The 13977-nt window shown below is 70.5% G+C and carries 13 protein-coding genes and 2 pseudogenes; 11 read left to right on the top strand and 4 right to left on the bottom strand.

Features of this window, described 5'->3' with window-relative positions; translation table 11 throughout:
- The first annotated feature begins 41 nt into the window (after positions 1 to 41).
- From QF027_RS19855 to QF027_RS19840, 4 genes are all read left to right on the top strand, one after another.
- Entirely contained in the window at positions 42 to 536 is a 495-nt protein-coding gene (locus QF027_RS19855) for an ATP-binding protein (protein ID WP_306980356.1), read from the top strand.
- Between the two features lie 132 nt (positions 537 to 668).
- Positions 669 to 1364, top strand: a complete 696-nt coding sequence (locus QF027_RS19850; protein WP_307075989.1) for an LPXTG cell wall anchor domain-containing protein — start codon at positions 669 to 671, stop codon at positions 1362 to 1364.
- 222 nt (positions 1365 to 1586) lie between these two features.
- The gene (locus QF027_RS19845; protein WP_307075987.1) at positions 1587 to 2678 is read left to right on the top strand and encodes a hypothetical protein; all 1092 of its coding nucleotides are present in this window, start codon (positions 1587 to 1589) and stop codon (positions 2676 to 2678) included.
- Between the two features lie 2 nt (positions 2679 to 2680).
- Positions 2681 to 3985 carry a hypothetical protein gene (locus tag QF027_RS19840; RefSeq protein WP_307075985.1) on the top strand — a complete coding sequence of 435 codons (1305 nt, stop codon included), beginning with the start codon at positions 2681 to 2683 and terminating at the stop codon, positions 3983 to 3985.
- 98 nt (positions 3986 to 4083) lie between these two features.
- Here the strand turns inward: QF027_RS19840 and QF027_RS19835 are convergent, their stop codons facing one another.
- A complete protein-coding gene (locus tag QF027_RS19835; RefSeq protein WP_307075983.1) occupies positions 4084 to 5628 on the bottom strand; it encodes a peptide MFS transporter in 1545 nt (514 codons plus the stop codon).
- Positions 5629 to 5924: 296 nt separating this feature from the next.
- Here QF027_RS19835 and QF027_RS19830 point away from each other — a divergent pair, with 296 nt between their 5' ends.
- Both QF027_RS19830 and QF027_RS19825 read left to right on the top strand, forming a co-directional pair.
- Positions 5925 to 6602, top strand: coding sequence for a response regulator transcription factor (locus QF027_RS19830; RefSeq protein WP_057611579.1), 678 nt, complete (start codon positions 5925 to 5927; stop codon positions 6600 to 6602).
- Positions 6603 to 6632: 30 nt separating this feature from the next.
- A pseudogene (locus QF027_RS19825) lies at positions 6633 to 7909 on the top strand (ATP-binding protein).
- Between the two features lie 42 nt (positions 7910 to 7951).
- Here the strand turns inward: QF027_RS19825 and QF027_RS19820 are convergent.
- Positions 7952 to 8470, bottom strand: coding sequence for a GtrA family protein (locus tag QF027_RS19820; protein ID WP_306980370.1), 519 nt, complete (start codon positions 8468 to 8470; stop codon positions 7952 to 7954).
- Between the two features lie 165 nt (positions 8471 to 8635).
- Here QF027_RS19820 and QF027_RS19815 point away from each other — a divergent pair, with 165 nt between their 5' ends.
- From QF027_RS19815 to QF027_RS19805, 3 genes are read left to right on the top strand one after another with little or no spacing between them, the layout of a single operon-like run.
- Positions 8636 to 9775 carry a 5-(carboxyamino)imidazole ribonucleotide synthase gene (locus QF027_RS19815; protein WP_307075980.1) on the top strand — a complete coding sequence of 380 codons (1140 nt, stop codon included), beginning with the start codon at positions 8636 to 8638 and terminating at the stop codon, positions 9773 to 9775.
- Positions 9772 to 10293, top strand: coding sequence for a 5-(carboxyamino)imidazole ribonucleotide mutase (gene purE / locus QF027_RS19810; RefSeq protein WP_306980374.1), 522 nt, complete (start codon positions 9772 to 9774; stop codon positions 10291 to 10293). Before QF027_RS19815 ends, purE begins: the two co-directional genes overlap by 4 nt.
- 5 nt (positions 10294 to 10298) lie before the next feature.
- Complete coding sequence (locus tag QF027_RS19805) at positions 10299 to 11477, top strand: dipeptidase (protein WP_307082424.1); 1179 nt, start codon at positions 10299 to 10301, stop codon at positions 11475 to 11477.
- Here QF027_RS19805 and QF027_RS19800 read toward each other — a convergent pair.
- Positions 11426 to 12565, bottom strand: coding sequence for an alkene reductase (locus QF027_RS19800; RefSeq protein ID WP_307075978.1), 1140 nt, complete (start codon positions 12563 to 12565; stop codon positions 11426 to 11428). The genes QF027_RS19805 and QF027_RS19800 overlap by 52 nt on opposite strands.
- 57 nt (positions 12566 to 12622) lie before the next feature.
- Here QF027_RS19800 and QF027_RS19795 point away from each other — a divergent pair, with 57 nt between their 5' ends.
- Positions 12623 to 12982 carry a MerR family transcriptional regulator gene (locus tag QF027_RS19795; protein ID WP_307075976.1) on the top strand — a complete coding sequence of 120 codons (360 nt, stop codon included), beginning with the start codon at positions 12623 to 12625 and terminating at the stop codon, positions 12980 to 12982.
- A gap of 104 nt (positions 12983 to 13086) precedes the next feature.
- A pseudogene (locus tag QF027_RS19790) lies at positions 13087 to 13568 on the top strand (membrane dipeptidase); the annotation flags it as partial.
- Positions 13569 to 13583: 15 nt separating this feature from the next.
- On the opposite strand, the gene QF027_RS19785 reads toward QF027_RS19790, so the two are convergent.
- Entirely contained in the window at positions 13584 to 13967 is a 384-nt protein-coding gene (locus QF027_RS19785) for a VOC family protein (protein ID WP_307075974.1), read from the bottom strand.
- Positions 13968 to 13977 lie beyond the last annotated feature (10 nt).

The following is a 13977-nucleotide window of genomic DNA, read 5'->3' as shown; positions in this document are numbered from 1 at the left end:
TTTTGAATCGTGAACCGGTGAATCGGTGAGGTGAAGCGCTGATGAGCACCACCCGGCCCTGCTCGCCGGGCGACCGTGACCCGGAGCCCAGCGTGGAGCCTGGCGGCGAAGCCGAGGTGCCGACGGGGCGGCAGGTCCGTCGGCTGAGCTTCGAGGGGGAGAGCGGGGTGGTCCCGCTCGCGCGCGACTTCACCCGGCAGGCGTTGCACGCGTGGGGGTGGCTGCCGGCGGCGTCCGCCGACAGGCGGGCCGTGGCGGAGGACGTGCTGCTCGTCGTCTCCGAGCTGGTGACGAACGCGTGTCTGCATGCGGAGGGCCCGGACCAGTTGTGGATCTCCTGTGGCAACAAGGTGATCCGCCTGGAGGTCTCGGACAAGGGCACCGGGCAGCCGGCGCCGCGGACTCCGCACCAGGCCGGACGGCCGGGCGGGCACGGGATGTTCATCGTGCAGCGGCTCTGCCTGGACTGGGGAGTCGTACGGGCCCCCGGGGTGGCCGGCAAGACCGTGTGGGCGGAGCTCGGGGCACCCGCCTAGGGCCCGTCCGGCGCTCTTCCGGTGGTGTCCCCACAGTTCCGACACTTACTTTCTCTTCCTTCCTCTGGTGCCCCGGCGTACCTTGACGGCCGATCTGATGTGCCGTCAGGAACGAGTAAGGGGAGCGGAACCGTGTCGTACCCGAAACGAACCGCCGCGCTCGCGTCCGTCGCGGCTCTGGCCGGCTCGGCGGTGCTGATGGCCGCCCCCGCCGCCCGTGCCGAGGTCGTGAACGTCAACTACCAGTGCAAGACGCCGATCGGTGACAAGAGCGCCGTCTCGCCCATCGACATCAAGGGCGTCAAGAGCGGCAGCGGCTACAGGATCACCATGTCCTGGCAGAAGGGCGTCTCCTCCAGCCCGGTCGATCTCGGCAAGGGCGCGATGAACCCGAGCGCCACCATCAAGCTGGGCGGCGCGGACAGCGGGACCATGAGCGTGACGGGCCCGGCCAACCAGGCGACCGTCCCCGCCAACACCCCCATCAAGATCAATGACCTGACCGGGACGTACACCCCGAAGAAGTCCGGCAAGGTCACCTTCACACCGGGCGTGCTCACCATCAAGGCGCTCGGAACGACGACCACCTGCACGCCGACCAACAGCCCCGGCGCCTCGCTGACCCTGGACGTCACCGCCGCCTCGGGCTCCTCCGGCGGCACCCAGAGCGACAGCAACGCGTCCGGCAGCGGCTCCGCCCTCCCGCAGACCGGTCCCGAGGACTCGGCGATCGCCCTCGGCACGCTCGGCGGCACGGTACTGCTCGCGGGCGCGGCCGGCGCGCTGTGGCTGACCCGGCGCAACCAGGCGGCCCGCGCGCGCCGCTGAGCGGCCCGGACCGCTTTTCGTACGACAGCTGGAGCCGCCCATGCCGTCCACCGCCCGCGTTCTGCCTCCGCCGATCCCGCCGGCTCGTGTCACCGACGGGTGGTCCCCCACGCCCCACGGCGAGGTGGCGGGGGGCGGTTGGTCTCGCGTACGGCGTCCAGGGCGTCGTACGGCCGCATCCGGGTCCGAATCCACGGAGGCCGAGTTGACGGGAGTGACGACGTGAGCCCGAGCGGCAGGGTGCGATGGGCGGTGCTGTCGGCAGTGCTCGCGCTGCTGCTTCCGCCCCTGGCAGGGACGGCGGCCGCGGCGGACAAGCCGAGCGTGAAGCTGTCCAGGTCCCAGGCGGGGACCGGGAGTTCGATCACCGTGAGCGGCGAGGGATGGCGTGAGCGGGCGCTGCTGATGATCCTGGTCTGCGGGCAGGCGGTCCCGTCGCGCGGGGTGCCCGGAGGCACCAACTCCTGTGCCAACGCGGACGGCCGGGCCGTCACCACGGACGCGAAGGGGCGCTTCAGCAAGAAGCTGCCGGTCGCGGAGCCGCCGGTGCCCTGTCCCTGCGTGGTGCACGTGGCCACGGTGACCGGGGCGAAGGCCGAGGCCGACGCGATCTTCCAGGTGGCCGGACACGCCGTGGAACCGCTGCCCGCCGAGACGGACGGCGGGCGGCTGTCCGTCCTCACCGACACCCGGCTCGACGGCTCGGGCTCCCTGCTGACCTGGTTCGGGGCACCCCCCGCCCGCACCCTCGTCTTCACCGTCGGCAACGTCGGCACCTCCGCCGTCAAGAACCCCGTCTTCCAGATCGGCACCGCACACGGCGTGTTCGCCCCGCAGTGGGAGGAACAGCAGTGGCGCGGCACGATCCAGCCGGGCGGAAAGGCGCGGCTCGAACTGCCAGTCGAGCTGACGGGCGGCGCGCACGGCGAGTACACGGTGTCGCTGAAGTACGGCGGCAAGGTGCTGGCCGAGCAGCCCTGGGACGTGGGCCGGCCCTGGGGCGTGACCCTGTTCTGGATCCTGGTCTGCCTGGTGGTGCCCGCCGCGCTGTTCCGCATCGGCATGGCCGTGGTGGACCGGGTACGGCCACGGCCCGCCGGAGGCATCCGGCACCGCGGACTGCGGCTGCCCGAACTCGCCCTGCGCCTGCCGGGTTTCAGGCCCTCCACAGCCGCGCACGCGGCCACATCGACGTCCACCCTGCCGTGGTTCACCCCGGACGCGGATCCGGGCGCGGCCGGTGGCCGGCTCTCCGCACCGCACGACGACAGCCCGACGAGTCCGACGACTCCCACCAGAGAGGGATCCCCGTGAGCATGCGAAGGAGAGTCACCCCGGCCGACGGGCCGAGAAGAGCGGCCGCGGCGGGTGCGGCGCTGGTGCTGGCCGGAGCGGGGCTGGTGCTCGGCCTGGCCGCCGGGCCCGCCCAGGCCGCTGAGGTGTCGTTCGCGACGCGGTGCGTGCCGCCCGCGGGCGTCGGACTCGACCCCGTCAACGGCACCACCAAGGTCGAGATCACCGCGCCGGCCACCGCGAAGGTCGGCGACGAGATCGACGTGGTGTGGAAGTTCACGCAGGCCGCGTCGAAGAACCCGAACATCATCGATCTGCCCGCCGACTCCGTCCAGCCGACCGGCACGTTGAAGGCCGCGGGCGCACAGACCGCCGACATCGCGATGACCGGGCCGCGCGAGAACCCGGCGATCCCCAAGGGCGGCGACATGGTGCTGTCCGACATGAAGGGCACGCTGAAGCTGACGGCGGCCGGGGAACTCACCCTGACACCGGGCCCGTACACGGTGAACGCGATGGGGACGAACACGGTGTGCACGCCGACGGAGACGGTGCCGAAGGGGGCGACGGTCACCGTGGCGGCGGGCGAGGGGACTTCGCCGCCCACGCCCACGCCGACGGAGACGGAGTCCCAGTCCCCCGACCCGACCGACAGTGCCACGCCGACCGACACCGCGAGCCCGACCTCCACCGCGTCGGACGACGGCCAGACCGACTTCACCGGCAAGGCGGTCGACATTCCCTACACCTGCCAGTCGCCCCTCGGCGAGAAGAAGGCCACCTCCACGATCCAGATCAACGCCAAGAAGAGCGGCGGCAGTTACGGCCTCACCGTGCAGTTCAAGAACTCCCCGATGGACAGCCCCGCCGACATCCCCGCGGACTCGGTCAAGCCCTCCATGGAGGTGGTTGTGGGCGGCGACGACAAGGGCTCGGTCCATGTCGAGGGCCCTACCAACTCCGAGGCCATCAAGTCGGGCGACCCGATAGAGATCCCGGACATGACGGGCACGTACAAGCCCGGTGCGACGGGTGAGTCGACGCTGTCGCCGGGTGTCCTGACGATCAAGGCACTGGGCACGACCACGACCTGCAAGCCGGACAGGACACAGGTCTCCCTGACCCTGACCACGCAGGAGCAGGAGGGCGGGGCGTCGGGCGGTTCGTCGAGCGCAGGTGGCACGAGCGGTACGTCGACGAGCGGCGGCCTGGCGGCCACGGGCGCGGACGACCACGCGGCGCTGAAGGCCCTGGGCCTGGTGGCGGGAACGGCGGTGCTGCTGGGGGCGGCCGTGTTCACGTTCATGCCTGGAAGAAGGGCGCGCTGACCGACTCAGGGGCGCGGGGAACCGCGCACGCCGGTGAAACGCACGGGGCCGCCGCACCCAGGCAGGTGCTGCGGCCCCTACGGTTCAGCGTGCCGGCCCTAACGAACGTCCCCCATAAGAGACTTCACCTTTCGCCGGTACATCCACACGGCGAACCCGGCGAGAGCCGCCAGCGCCGCCTCCCCGAACACCGCGGGCGTCCCGCTGAGGTCGACCCCGGCGATCGCCGGGTTGGACAGCAGGCCGGTGATCGAGTCGCCCGCGGTGACCGCGAGGAACCAGACACCCATCATCTGCGAGGCGTACTTCGCGGGAGCCGTCTTCGTCGTCACCGACAGGCCGACCGGCGAGAGGCACAGCTCACCCACGGTCTGGATGAAGTAGATGCCCACGAGCCACATCGGGCTGACCGCGGTGCCGTTCGCCGCCATCGCGATCGGGACCAGGAAGAAGAAGAACGAGACACCGACCAGGACCAGGCCCATCGCGAACTTCACGATGGTGCCGGGCTCCTGGCCCTTGCGGTTCAGCCACACCCACAGCCAGGCGAAGACCGGGGCCAGCGCCATGATGAACAGCGGGTTCAGCGACTGGTACCAGGAGGTCGGGAAGTCGAAGCCGAGCAGTGATCCGGCCGTCTTCTGGTCGTTCGAGCCGAATGCCTGGACCGTGGACGCGCCCTGGTCGTAGATCATCCAGAACACGGCGGCCGCGACGAAGAACCAGATGTAGCCGGACATCTTCGACTGCTCAGTGGCCGTCAGCTCCTTGTCCCGCTTGATGCGCAGCAGCACACCCGCCGGGACGACCAGACCGATGACGGTGAGCGGGATCATCGCCCAGTTCAGCGTGAAGTGGCCGGTGAAGCCGACGACGCCGTAGAAGACGGTCGCGGCGATCACCCAGAACAGGCCCTTGCGCAGCCAGGCCGCGCGCTCCTCGGCCGCCAGGGGCTTGGGCACGAGGTTGCTCCGCGGGCTCAGGTTGCGGGTGCCGAGCAGGAACGCGGCCAGACCGATCGCCATGCCGACCGCGGCCATGCCGAAGCCGAGATGCCAGCTGACCTCCTGGCCGACGGTGCCGATGGCCAGCGGGGCGAAGAAGGCGCCCGCGTTGATGCCCATGTAGAAGATCGTGAAGCCGCCGTCGCGGCGCGGGTCGTCGGGGCCGTCGTACAGGTGGCCCACCATCGTGGAGATGTTGGCCTTGAGCAGACCGGAACCGGCCGCGACGAGCGCGAGACCGGCGAAGAACGGTGCCTGGCCGCCGGGCAGCGCCAGCACCAGGTGACCGCACATGATCGTGACGGCCGCGATGGCCACGGTCTTGCGCGGGCCCCAGACGCGGTCGCCGAGCCAGCCGCCGGGCATGGCGAGCAGATAGACCATCGCGGAGTAGACGGAGACGATCACGGTGGTGGTCGCCAGGTCCATCGCGAGGCCGCCGCCCATGCTGCCCTTGCCGGCGTCGGGGCCGCCGGAGAGCAGGTAGACGGTGAGCAGGGCCTTCATGCCGTAGTAGGAGAACCTCTCCCACATCTCGGTCATGAAGAGTGTGGCCAGTCCGCGGGGGTGGCCGAAGAAGGTTTTGTCGGAACCGGGGGTGCCCGGAGTCACCGAGTCCTTCGTCAGGCTGGACGCCATGGTCGTTCCTTGCTGGTGGGGATTACCGCACACAAAAGAGACCTTCAGCGACAGATGCGCGCCAAAGGCCCCCACGATGCGACAGGCATTGATTCACCATACGGCAGGATACGGACCGAAATGAAAGGACTTGAGACGTGAATCACAGGTGGTCGAGGAACCGTACACCCTGTTTCTAAGGTCCTCACGGCATTGTCACCCCACACTCACAGGTTCACACCACATCCACGAAAGGTAAGAATCACGGGGTTGCGATCACACCACAGCATCTTTCAAGAGCGGTCTACCATCAGCTCATGACCCGTGTACTGCTCGCCGAGGACGATGCGTCCATTTCGGAGCCGCTGGCCCGCGCCCTGCGCCGGGAAGGGTACGAGGTCGAGGTGCGTGAGGACGGCCCCACCGCACTCGACGCCGGAATGCAGGGCGGCATCGACCTGGTCGTCCTCGACCTGGGTCTGCCCGGCATGGACGGCCTCGAGGTGGCCCGCCGACTGCGCGCCGAGGGCCACGCCGTACCGATCCTCATCCTGACCGCACGTGCCGACGAGGTGGACACCGTCGTCGGTCTCGACGCGGGCGCCGACGACTACGTGACCAAGCCCTTCCGGCTCGCCGAGCTGCTGGCCCGGGTCCGGGCCCTGCTGCGACGCGGGGCGTCCGAGCCGGCCCAGCCGCCGGCCACCCACGGGGTGCGCATCGACGTCGAGTCGCACCGGGCGTGGATGGGCGACGAGGAACTCCAGCTCACCGCGAAGGAGTTCGACCTGCTGCGGGTGCTGGTGCGGGACGCGGGACGGGTGGTGACCCGGGACCAGCTGATGCGCGAGGTCTGGGACACGACGTGGTGGTCGTCGACCAAGACGCTCGACATGCACATCTCGTGGCTTCGCAAGAAGCTCGGCGACGACGCGGCCAACCCGCGCTACATCGCGACGGTACGAGGAGTGGGCTTCCGCTTCGAGAAGAGCTGAATCCCTGGGTATCCGGCTAGGTAAGAGGACATGCGCCGTCGACTGATCCAGTCCACGCTCGCCGTAGTGCTCGTGGTGATCGCCGTCTTCGGCGTCTCCCTCGTCATCGTCGAGACCCGCACCATCAGCAACAGCGCCCAGGAGCGGGTGGATTCCGAGGCGATCCGGCTGGCCGGGATCGTGGACAGCCGGCTGTTCGCCGCGGAGGACGTGACCGCGGAGATCCTGCGCGACCAGGTCGCGCAGGAACGGTATGCCGTGATCCGGATCCCCGGACAGCCGCCGATCGAGGTCGGTTCCAGGCCGGTCGGCCAGGTCATCAGCTCCACCGAGAACGGTGAGGAGGGCGAGACGGTCACCGTGCAGGAGCCGCGCTCCTCGGTGACCCGGGAGGTCGGCCGCACGCTGCTGATCATCGGCCTCGTGGCACTGCTCGCGGTTCGATCGCCGCGGCGCTGCTCGCGATCCGCCAGGCCAACAAGCTGGCCTCGCCGCTGACCGACCTCGCCGAGACTGCGGAACGGCTCGGCTCGGGCGACCCGCGGCCCCGGCACAAGCGGTACGGCGTCCCCGAGCTCGACCGGGTCGCCGATGTGCTGGACTCCTCCGCCGAGCGCATCGCGCGCATGCTGACGGCGGAGCGGCGCCTGGCCGCCGACGCCTCCCACCAGCTCCGTACGCCGCTGACCGCGCTCTCGATGCGCCTCGAGGAGATCACCCTCACCGACGACCCGGACACGGTGAAGGAGGAGGCGAACGTCGCGCTGACCCAGGTGGAGCGGCTGACGGACGTGGTGGAGCGGCTGCTGACGAACTCCCGCGACCCCCGGGCCGGCAACGCCGTCACCTTCGACCTCGACGAGGTCATCCAGCAGCAGCTCGCGGAGTGGCGGCCGGCGTATCGCAGTGCGGGCCGGGCGATCGTCAGCTCGGGCAAACGGCACCTCACCGCCGTCGGCACGCCCGGCGCCGTGGCCCAGGTTCTGGCCGCGCTGATCGAGAACTCCCTCATGCACGGCGGCGGCACGGTGGCGCTGCGCACCCGCGTCACCGGCAACCAGGCCGTCATCGAGGTCACCGACGAGGGCCCCGGCGTCCCCGCCGACCTCGGCGCGCGGATCTTCGAGCGCACCATCAGCGGCCGCAATTCCACGGGCATCGGCCTCGCGGTCGCCCGGGACCTGGCGGAGGCCGACGGCGGCCGCCTGGAAATGCTCCAGGCCCAGCCCCCGGTCTTCGGCCTGTTCCTCTCCCGTACCCCGCTGAAGTCGGCGGTGCTGGACGACGACGAGCCGATGGTGCGGTGAGCTGCGCGCGCTGAACCGGGGACGGTGGGCCGGGGGCCTGTGTCAGAGCATCCGCTGCCTGGGCCGGGGCGGCTTCCTGACCGCCGCCTGCTCCGCCGCCTCCAGGAACGACTCCGCGCTCGCCACCGCCTCGCGGGCGGGGAGGGTCTTGAAGACCCAGCTGCGGTAGGACCAGAAGCGGAAGAGGGTGGCGATGCCGATGCCGACGAACTTGAAGATGTTGCTCTGGAGGGGGCTGTCCCAGCCGAAGCCATAGGTCGCGGCGTACAGGATGCCGTTCTCGATGACCAGGCCGACCACGCTGAACAGCAGGAACAGCGTCAGTTCCTTCGTGCGGCCGCTCTTGTCGCGGTCGCGGTACGTGAAGTACCGGAACCCTATGTAGTTGAAGACGATCGCCACGACCGTGGCGACGACGCTCGCACGGACCACCGGAAGCTCGGTGAGATGCCGTACGAGGTTGAACACGACGAGGTTGACGAGGAGGCCCGCTCCGCCCACCGCACCGAACTTGGCGACCTCGCGAAGGATCCTTCGCAGCCCTGAGGAACCATGTCCCATGGTCGTACAGGCCCCCAGTCGATTGGTTTCGTCAACTCAACCATGCTAACCACCCCTCTGGCCCATTGCCTGCGGATGAACTCACACACCGGGAAACAAGCTGGTAAGAGGGCCGGTAAGAGGCGCTGAATCCGGCCGCCGTGGCGTGACCGATACCCTGGGGTCGTGACGTTCCCCGTAGTCGGCATGGTCGGCGGAGGCCAGCTCGCTCGTATGACACACGAGGCAGGCATTCCGCTCGGCATCAGGTTCAAGCTCCTCAGTGACACCCCTCAGGATTCCGCGGCGCAGGTGGTGAGCGACGTCGTCATCGGCGACTATCGCGACCTCGACACGCTGCGCGACTTCGCGCGCGGGTGCGACGTGATCACCTTCGATCACGAACACGTACCCACCGAGCACCTCAGGGCCCTGGAGGCGGACGGCATCCCCGTGCGCCCCGGCCCCGACGCGCTCGTGCACGCCCAGGACAAGGGCGTGATGCGCGCGCGGCTCGACGCGATCGGCGTCCCGTGCCCACGGCACCGGATCGTCAGCGATCCCCAGGACGTGGCGGCCTTCGCGGCGGAGGGCGACGGCTTCCCCGTCGTCCTCAAGACCGTCCGCGGCGGCTACGACGGCAAGGGCGTGTGGGTCGTCGACTCCGTCGAGGAGGCCGCGGACCCCTTCCAGGCGGGCGTTCCCGTCCTCGCCGAGGAGAAGGTCGACTACGTCCGCGAGCTCGCCGCCAACGTCGTACGGTCGCCGCACGGCCAGGCCGTCGCCTACCCGGTCGTCGAGTCCCAGCAGGTGAACGGCGTCTGCGACACCGTGATCGCCCCCGCGCCCGGCCTCGACGAGGCCCTCGCCCTCAAGGCCGAGCAGCTGGCCCTGTCCATCGCCAAGGAACTGGACGTCGTCGGCCACCTCGCCGTCGAGCTCTTCCAGACCCGCGACGGCCGCGTCCTCGTCAACGAACTGGCGATGCGCCCGCACAACTCGGGCCACTGGTCGATGGACGGCGCGATCACCTCCCAGTTCGCCAACCACGTCAGGGCCGTCCTCGACCTCCCGCTCGGCGACCCGCGCCCCCGCGCGAAGTGGACCGTCATGGTCAACGTCCTCGGCGGCGACTTCCCCCACATGTACTCCGCGTACCTGCACTGCATGGCCCGCGACCCCAAGCTGAAGATCCACATGTACGGCAAGGACGTGAAGCCCGGCCGCAAGGTCGGCCACGTCAACACCTACGGCGACGACCTGGACGACGTTCTCGAACGCGCACGTCACGCTGCCGGCTACCTGAGAGGCACGATCACAGAATGAGCCCCGTTGTTGGTATCGTCATGGGTTCGGACAGCGACTGGCACGTCATGGAGGCCGCCGCCCAGGCACTCGACGAGTTCGAGATCGCGTACGAGGTCGACGTCGTCTCCGCGCACCGCATGCCGCGCGAGATGATCACGTACGGCGAGCAGGCGGCCGAGCGGGGCCTGAAGGTGATCATCGCGGGCGCGGGTGGCGCCGCCCACCTTCCCGGCATGCTCGCCTCCGTGACCCCCCTTCCGGTGATCGGCGTCCCGGTCCCGCTGAAGTACCTCGACGGCATGGACAGCCTCCTGTCCATCGTGCAGATGCCGGCCGGTGTCCCCGTCGCGACCGTCTCCGTCGCCGGTGCCCGCAACGCCGGTCTGCTCGCGGCCCGGATCCTCGCCGCCCACGACGAGGAACTCCTCGGCCGCATGCGGGAGTTCCAGCAGGAGCTCAACGACCAGGCGACCGAGAAGGGCAAGCGCCTGCGCGCCAAGGTCGAAGGCTCCAGCGGCTTCGGCTTCGGCAAGTGACGGCCGTGGGTTCGCTGGAGAGCGCCCGGGAACTCCTGCGCGAGTTCCCGGTCGTCGACGGCCACAACGACCTGCCCTGGGCGCTGCGCGAACAGGTCCGCTACGACCTCGACGTCCGTGACATCGCCGCGGACCAGTCGGCTCACCTGCACACCGACCTGGCGCGACTGCGGGCCGGCGGGGTCGGGGCGCAGTACTGGTCGGTGTACGTCCGCTCGGACCTGCCCGACGCGGTGCCGGCGACGCTGGAACAGATCGACTGCGTACGGCAGTTGATCGCGCGGTACCCGCAGACACTGGCGCCCGCGCTGACGGCCGCCGACATGGAGGCTGCGCGCTCCCAGGGCCGTATCGCCTCCCTCATGGGCGCCGAAGGCGGCCACTCCATCGCCAACTCCCTCGCCACGCTCCGGGCGTTGTACGCGCTCGGCGTGCGCTACATGACCCTCACCCACAACGACAACGTGGACTGGGCGGACTCGGCGACCGACGAGCCCGGCGTCGGGGGCCTGTCGGCCTTCGGCCGTGCGGTGGTCCGGGAGATGAACCGCGAGGGCATGCTGGTGGACCTCTCGCACGTGGCGGCGACGACCATGCGGGACGCGCTCGACGCCTCGCTCGCGCCGGTGATCTTCTCCCACTCGTCCTCGCGGGCGGTGTGCGACCACCCGCGCAACATCCCGGACGACGTCCTGGAGCGCCTCCCGTCCAACGGCGGCATGGCGATGGTGACCTTCGTCCCGAAGTTCGTCCTCCAGGCCGCCGTCGACTGGACGGCCGCGGCCGACGAGAACATGCGCGAGCACGGCCTCCACCACCTCGCGACCACCCCGGAGGCGATGAAGGTGCACCGCGCCTTCGAGGAGCGCAACCCGCGCCCGGTCGCCACGGTCTCGACGGTGGCCGACCACCTGGACCACATGCGCGAGGTGGCCGGCGTGGACCACATCGGCATCGGCGGCGACTACGACGGCACGGCCTTCACCCCCGACGGCCTGGACGACGTCTCCGGCTACCCGAACCTGATCGCCGAACTCCTGTCCCGTGGCTGGTCGAAACCCGAGCTGGCCAAGCTGACCTGGCAGAACGCGGTCCGGGTGCTGGGCGCGGCGGAGGACGTGGCGCGGGGCCTTCAGGCGACCCGTGCGCCGTCCAACGCGACCATCGAGTCGCTGGACGGCTGACCGCCATCGGCCTCCAGGGCGGGGTAGTCGGTGTAGCCGTCCGCCCCGCCCACGTACATCAGGTACCGGTCCCGGACCCGGTTGAGGGGCGCGCCCCGCCGCAGCCGGTCCACCAGGTCCGGGTTGGCGAGGAACGGCCGACCGAGGGCGACCAGGTCGGCTCCGGCGGCCAGCATGTCGTGGGCCGCCCGGGTGACGGTCCCGGTGGTGAGGCCGGACAGCACCGGGTTGCCGATCAGGACGCCGGGCCAGTCGGCGCGGATCCCGCGGTACCACCGTGTTGCGGGGTCGGCGTGCACGAGGTGCAGGTAGGCCAGGTCCAGGTCCTTCAGCCGGGCCAGCAGAGCCGGGTAGAGGTCCTCGGTGTCGTCCTCCTCGACACCGTTGACCGTGCTCCCGGGAGAGAGCCGTACGCCCACCCGGTCCGCGCCGATCGCGTCGGCCACCGCCTCGGTGACCTCCGTCGTGAACCGGACCCGCCGCTCCACCGACCCGCCGTAGCCGTCCGTCCTGCGATTGGTGTTCCCGGCGAGGAACTGGTGCAGCAGATGCCCGTTGGCCGAGTGCACCTCGACGCCCTCGAAGCCCGCTTCGACGGCCCGGCGGGCGGCGGCGGCGAAGTCGGCGACGGTGGACCGGATGTCGGCCGCGGTCATCTCCCGGGGCACGACGGCCGCCCGGTGTCCGCCCGGAGTGAAGATCGTCTCCGGAAGCGGTACGGCGGAGGGCGAGACGGGCGTCAGACCCGTGGTCGCCGGATGGGAGACCCGGCCGCCGTGCTGGAGCTGGAGGAACATCCGCCCGCCGCGCGCCCGCACGGCCTCGGTCACCCGCCGCCAGCCGGCCGTGTGCCGGTCGGTGTGGAGCGCGGTGATGTTCGGATACGTCTGCCCGACCGCGTTCGGTGTGGCGGCCTCGCCGATGATCAGGCCGGCGGAGGCGCGCTGGGCGTAGTAGGTGACCATGAGGTCGGTCGGGGTGCCGTCGGCCTCTGCCCGGTTGCGGGTGAGCGGGGCCATCACCAGGTGATGGGGGAGTTCGAGCCGGCCGAGCCGGGCCGGTGCCAGGAAGTCCGGTGTCTTCGTCATGGCCGTACGCTAGAACCTGACACTGATGTCAGATTCAAGTCCTGGGGGTGACCGTCTGTGCGGATCGGTGAACTGGCGCGGCGGACGAACGTGAGCGAGCGGTCGCTGCGCTACTACGAGACCCAGGGGCTGCTGGCGGCCGACCGCACGCCCGGCGGGCACCGTGACTACCCGGAGGCGGCCGTGGACCGGGTCGTACGGATCCAGGAGCTGTACGCCGCCGGGCTGCACAGCGACAGGATCCGGCAGCTGCTGCCGTGCATGCGCGACCAGGACGGCGGGCCCTCCGCGACCGCCACCCCGCGCCTGGTCGCCGACCTCACCGAGGAGCGCGCCCGTATCGACCGGATGATCGCCGATCTGAAGCGGTCCCGGGACACCCTCGACGACGTCATCGAGGCGGCACGCGGCACCTGACACCGCCGTACCCCCGAACACCCCGCCCACCCGGAAGCCCCCCCGTGCTCCGTGCGACGGTGGCCGTACGGCGATGAGGAAGATCACGACGTACGGAGCCCGTCATGGCAGACCTCCAGGACGAACTGCCCCCACGGCCGAGGCGGGAGAGCTGCCCCGGCTCTTCGAGGCCGTGCCGGAGCTGTACACGCCCGTCTCCGACCCGGACAGCGAGCCCCTGGACCGTGCCCGCGCGATTCTCGCCGCGCACCCCGTCGCCGACGGCTACAGCGGACTGCCCTGGGCCCTGAGACACCTGCCCTGGTTCGACCTGGAGGTCGGCGAGAGTGCCGTGGACACGGATGTGCCCCGCCTCAGGGAGGGCCACGTCGGCGCCCTGATGTGGTCGCTGCACCTGCCCGAGGGTCTCGACGGGGACCGCGCCGTCGGCGCCACCCTGGAACAGCTGGACCTGGTGAAGGCGGTCGTACGGAATCACCCGGAGGAGCTGCGTCTGGCCTGCACCGCCGGACAGACCACCGACGCCCGCAACACCGCGCGGGCGGCGCAGCTACGGCGCGAGCCGTCCACGGCGAAGATCGCCGAGCTCGACGGATAGTCGTCACACCGGGTCGATCCGGCAGAGGCAGAAGGGGTGCCCCGCCGGGTCCGCGTACACCCGGAAGTCCTCCTTGTCCTCCGCGTGCAGCGGCCGTCCACCCAGCTCCAGCACCCGGGCCTCGGCCGCGTCGATCTCCTCCCAGGTGGTCCCGCCGTCGAAGTCGAGGTGGAACTGCTGCGAGTTGCGGTCCGCCCGCGGCCACTCCGGCGGGGTGAGCCCCGGTGCGCTCTGGAAGGCCAGCCGGGGGCCGCCGGGGACCCGCAGGACCACCCACTCGGGGTCGTCGTCCTCCGAGGTGCCGCCCACGATCCCGGCGTAGAAACGGGCGAGCGCTCGGGGGTCGGGGCAGTCGATCACGACGGAACGGAAGCGTGCGACAGTCACGAGAGATCCT

The sequence above is a fragment of the Streptomyces canus genome (assembly GCF_030816965.1).
In the GTDB taxonomy this organism is placed as follows: domain Bacteria; phylum Actinomycetota; class Actinomycetes; order Streptomycetales; family Streptomycetaceae; genus Streptomyces; species Streptomyces canus_E.
This window is presented reverse-complemented; position numbering and strand designations above follow the sequence as displayed.

Coding starts and splice junctions, on each gene's coding strand:
- QF027_RS19855 (WP_306980356.1), top strand. CDS start 42: ATGAGCACCACCCGGCCCTGCTCGCCGGGCGACCGTGACCCGGAGCCC.
- QF027_RS19840 (WP_307075985.1), top strand. CDS start 2,681: ATGCGAAGGAGAGTCACCCCGGCCGACGGGCCGAGAAGAGCGGCCGCG.
- QF027_RS19835 (WP_307075983.1), bottom strand. CDS start 5,628: ATGGCGTCCAGCCTGACGAAGGACTCGGTGACTCCGGGCACCCCCGGT.
- QF027_RS19830 (WP_057611579.1), top strand. CDS start 5,925: ATGACCCGTGTACTGCTCGCCGAGGACGATGCGTCCATTTCGGAGCCG.
- QF027_RS19820 (WP_306980370.1), bottom strand. CDS start 8,470: ATGGGACATGGTTCCTCAGGGCTGCGAAGGATCCTTCGCGAGGTCGCC.
- purE (WP_306980374.1), top strand. CDS start 9,772: ATGAGCCCCGTTGTTGGTATCGTCATGGGTTCGGACAGCGACTGGCAC.
- QF027_RS19800 (WP_307075978.1), bottom strand. CDS start 12,565: ATGACGAAGACACCGGACTTCCTGGCACCGGCCCGGCTCGGCCGGCTC.